Raw genomic sequence first — 3,872 nt, 5'->3', positions numbered from 1 at the left:
GAGCCGCCCCGCCGCCACCCGCGCGGTCAGGTAGGTGGCGTGGGGCTGGGCCCGCCGGTCGGTGGGCGAGCCGGGGTTGAGCAGCCGTAACCCACCCGGGGCCACACTGTCCCACGGGATGTGCGAGTGGCCGAAGACCAGCAGGTCCCGGTCCGGGAAGCGGGCCGCGCAGCGCTGCTCGCGCCCGGCCTTCGGCCCGGTCTCGTGCACCACCGCCACCCGCAGCCCGGCCAGCTCGACCTCGGCCACCTCGGGCAGCCGGGCGCGCAGCTCCGGCCCGTCGTTGTTGCCGTGGACGCCGATCAGCCGGCGGGCCCGCCGGTCCAGCGCGTCCAGCAGCGACACGTCCACCCAGTCCCCCGCGTGCAGCACCACGTCGGCGGCGTCGATCGCCGCCCACACCGGCGGGGGCAGGTCCCGGGCCCGCTTCGGCACGTGCGTGTCCGCGATGATGACCAGGTCCACCCTGCGATCCTCCCCCGCCCCCCTGGTTCGCGCCGGGCCGGGGCCGCGGTCAGGCGCCCTGGCCCTGGTTCTGCATCAGGCCGCCGTCCATGAAGTACGTCGACCCGGTCACGTAGTCGGCGTCGTCGCTGGCCAGGAAGACCGCCACCTTGGCGATCTCCTCCGGCATCGCGGCCCGCTTCCAGGGGATGCTCTGCACCTGCTCCTCCAGGTACTTCGGGTCGTCGATGGCCCGCTGGTTGAACGGGGTGAGCACCATGCCCGGGCCGATGTTGTTGACGTTCATGTGCATCGGCGCGACCTCCAGCGCGAGGCTCTTGGCGAACTCCAGCATCGCGCCCTTGCTGGTGTCGTAGTCGGCGCCGCCGGCCCGGGCGACCTCCTGGTGGATGGAGGTGATGTTGATGATCTTCCCGCCGCCGCCCTGGTCCCGGCGGTGCCGGACGAAGCGGCGGGAGCAGAAGAACGTGCCGTAGACGTTGGTGCGGATGCACCGGTCCCAGGTCTCGGTGTCCAGGTCGGCCACCGGGATGCCGGAGGCGTCCACCCCGGCGTCGTTCATCAGGATGTCCAACCGGTCGAACTCGGCCAGCGCCTCGTCGAACATCGCTTCCACCTGGTGCTCCACGCTGATGTCGCCCTGCACCACCACGGCCCGCCGGCCGGCCTTCTCGATCTCCGCCTTGGTGTGGTTGGCCCCGGCGTGGTCATGCAGGTAGTGCACCACCACATCGGCGCCCTCCCGGCCGAACTCGATGGCGGTGGCCTGGCCGATGCCCGAGTCCGATCCGGTGATCAGGGCGGTCCTGCCCGCCAGTCGTCCGGTCATCCGGGTGCTCCCTCCGTGAGCGCCGTACCGGCCGGCACGGTGTGCCGGGCGGCGCCGCCGAGCCGTTCGACGGCCTCGGTGAGCTGGCCGGCGGCGTTGATGAGGCCGATGTGCGAGAAGGCCTGCGGGAAGTTCCCGAGCTGCTCGCCGGTGGCCTGGTCGATCTGCTCGGCGTAGAGGCCGAGGTCGTTGACCCGGGCCGCGAGCTGCGCGAAGAGCCGCTGGGCGCGGTCCACCTCGCCGGCCAGGGCCAGGCAGCCCACCAGCCAGAACGAGCAGATGACGAAGCCCGCCGGGTCGGCGTCCCAGCGCCGCAGCAGGCCGTCGCGGGAGAGCCGGCGCTCCACCACGTCGACGGTGGCGCGCATCCGGGGATCGTCGGCGGGCAGGAAGCCGACCAGCGGCATGATCAGCACCGAGGCGTCCAGGTCGTCGGAGCCCAGGGCCCCGGTGTACGCCCCGACCCGCTCGTTCCAGCCCCGGGTCAGCACCACCTCGCGTACCTCGTCGCGGGCGGCGGCCCAGCGGGCCACGTCCTCGGCGTCGCCGATCCGGGGCCCGAACCGGACGGCCCGGTCCAGCGCGGTCCAGCACTGCACCTTCGAGGAGAGGTAGTGCCGCTCGGCGTCCCGGGCCTCCCACATCCCGGCGTCCGGCCGGCGCCAGTCCCGCACCGCCTGATCGGCGAGGGCGCGCAGCAGGTGGCGGACATCCGGCGACATCGGGTCGAGGTAGTGCCGCATCAGCCAGGCGGCGTCCAGGATCTCCCCGAGCACGTCGGTCTGCCGCTGCCGCCAGGCGTCGTTGCCGATCAGGACCGGCCGGCTGTCGGCGTACCCGGAGAGGTGCTCGAGCCGGTGCTCGGTGAGGTCCCGCTCGCCCTCGACGCCGTACATGATCGGAACGGGCTCGTCGCCGATCCGCCCCATCGCGCGGGCCACCCAGGCGAACTGCCGGTTCGCCTCGTCGGGGCAGGCGGCCAGCCAGAGCGCCTGCAGGGTCAGGCTGAAGTCGCGTACCCAGACGTAGCGGTAGTCGTAGTTGCGGTCCCCGCCCAGCTCCTCGGGGAGCGAGGTGGTGGCGGCCGCGACGACCGCCCCGCTCGGGCCGTAGGTCATGCCCTGCACCACCAGCGCGCTGCGTCGTACCTGGTCCCGGTGGAGCCCGCGGTAGTCGTGCAGCCCCGCCCAGGACCGCCAGCCGGCCGCCGTCTCGGCCACCACCTCGTCGGCGTCCGGCAGCGCGGGCGGGCCACCGCCGTAGGTCGCGGCGTAGCCGAGAGTGAAGTGGTGGGCGATGCCGACCCGGGCGGTGAAGCGGCCCGACGCCGCCGCGTCGCCGCAGCTCATCGGCACGTTGGCGCGCAACTGGAGGTGGCAGGCGCCGGCGGTGGCTTCGATCACCCCGTCGGTCTCGGCCAGGTAGGCACGGACCCGGCCGTACTCGAAGCGGGGCTGGTACTCCACCCGCATCGGCACCTCGCCGGAGAGCCCCTGGACGACCCGGGCGAGGACCCGTGGCGATCGGAGGGCGATGTCGTGGCCGCGCGCGCCGGTCTCCAGCGCCAGCGCGTCGGTGACGGCCACGGTGCCGGTCGCGGTGGTGAAGACGGTACGCAGCACCAGCGTGTCGTCCAGGTAGGACCGTTCGCTGGTGTACCGCCCCTCGGGCCGGATGCTCCAGTGCCCGGCGTCGTCGTCGAGCAGCCGCCCGAAGACCGAGGGGCCGTCGAAGCGGGCGGGGCACCACCAGTTCACCGCGCCGTCCCGGTCGACCAGCGCCGCGCTGCGCCCGTCCGCGAGGAACCCGTGGTCGTTGATCCGTGGCACGGCGGTGTCTACCCGGCCCGCCTCGCCCGCATGCCCGGTTCGAGGCGAGCGATCCGTCCCGCGGGGCGCGTTACCGGCCGGCGGCGGTGGGAACGCGACGGGCTGACGAAGGAGGATCCTCATGACCAGACCCTCGACTCCGTCCGCGGCCTGGCGACCCGGGATGCCGGGTGGCGACAACCTCCCGTCCGGTCCGGGCGGTCGTCCGGCCGCGCCGAGCGGGGACGGACACGGACCGCAGACGGGTCCGCCGACCGTCACGATCGGGTCGTATCCGGACTACCCGTCCGCGCAGCGCGTGGTGGACTACCTGGCCGACAACCGGTTCCCGGTGGAACGGACGGCGATCGTCGGGACGAACCTGACCCTGGTCGAGACGGTGATGGGCCGGCTGACCACGGGTCGGGCCGCCCTGGTGGGCGCGGGTACCGGGGCCTGGTTCGGCCTCTTCATCGGGTTGCTCTTCGGCATCTTCACCGTCGGCAACTGGGTCGCGGTGATCCTGGCCGGCCTGGTGATCGGCGCGATCTGGGGTGCCGTCTTTGGCGCGGTGGCGCACGCGATGAGCGGCGGCCAGCGCGACTTCACCTCCGCGAGCTCCCTACGGGCCAGCCAGTACGCGGTGACGGTGGAGTCGGACGTGGCCGAGCAGGCCCGCCAGCTGCTGGGCCGGATGCACCTGACCCCGTCCGGCGTGACCGCCCGCTGAGCGCTCCTGCCCCGCCGCCCCGGCGTGCCCGTCGCGCCGG

The 3,872-nt window shown here is 73.6% G+C and carries 4 protein-coding genes; 1 reads left to right on the top strand and 3 read right to left on the bottom strand.

The genetic code is table 11. The features are described from left to right. The 3 genes from ACWEVO_RS32185 to ACWEVO_RS32175 form a co-directional block, all read right to left on the bottom strand. A partial coding sequence (locus ACWEVO_RS32185) for a metallophosphoesterase family protein (RefSeq protein WP_452311212.1) occupies window positions 1-465 on the bottom strand: 465 nt, incomplete at its 3' end. Window positions 466-514: 49 nt separating this feature from the next. Further along, window positions 515-1,294: a glucose 1-dehydrogenase gene (locus ACWEVO_RS32180; RefSeq protein WP_452311211.1), complete on the bottom strand. Its 780-nt coding sequence runs from the start codon at window positions 1,292-1,294 to the stop codon at window positions 515-517. Next, window positions 1,291-3,123: a glycoside hydrolase family 15 protein gene (locus ACWEVO_RS32175; protein WP_452311210.1), complete on the bottom strand. Its 1,833-nt coding sequence runs from the start codon at window positions 3,121-3,123 to the stop codon at window positions 1,291-1,293. The genes ACWEVO_RS32180 and ACWEVO_RS32175 overlap by 4 nt, the downstream gene beginning before the upstream one ends. A 121-nt stretch (window positions 3,124-3,244) precedes the next feature. Here ACWEVO_RS32175 and ACWEVO_RS32170 point away from each other — a divergent pair, with 121 nt between their 5' ends. Then, window positions 3,245-3,832, top strand: a complete 588-nt coding sequence (locus tag ACWEVO_RS32170) for a general stress protein (protein WP_452311209.1) — start codon at window positions 3,245-3,247, stop codon at window positions 3,830-3,832. The last annotated feature ends 40 nt before the right edge of the window (window positions 3,833-3,872 follow it).

Source organism: Micromonospora sp. NPDC003776 (assembly GCF_053605645.1).
This window is presented reverse-complemented; position numbering and strand designations above follow the sequence as displayed.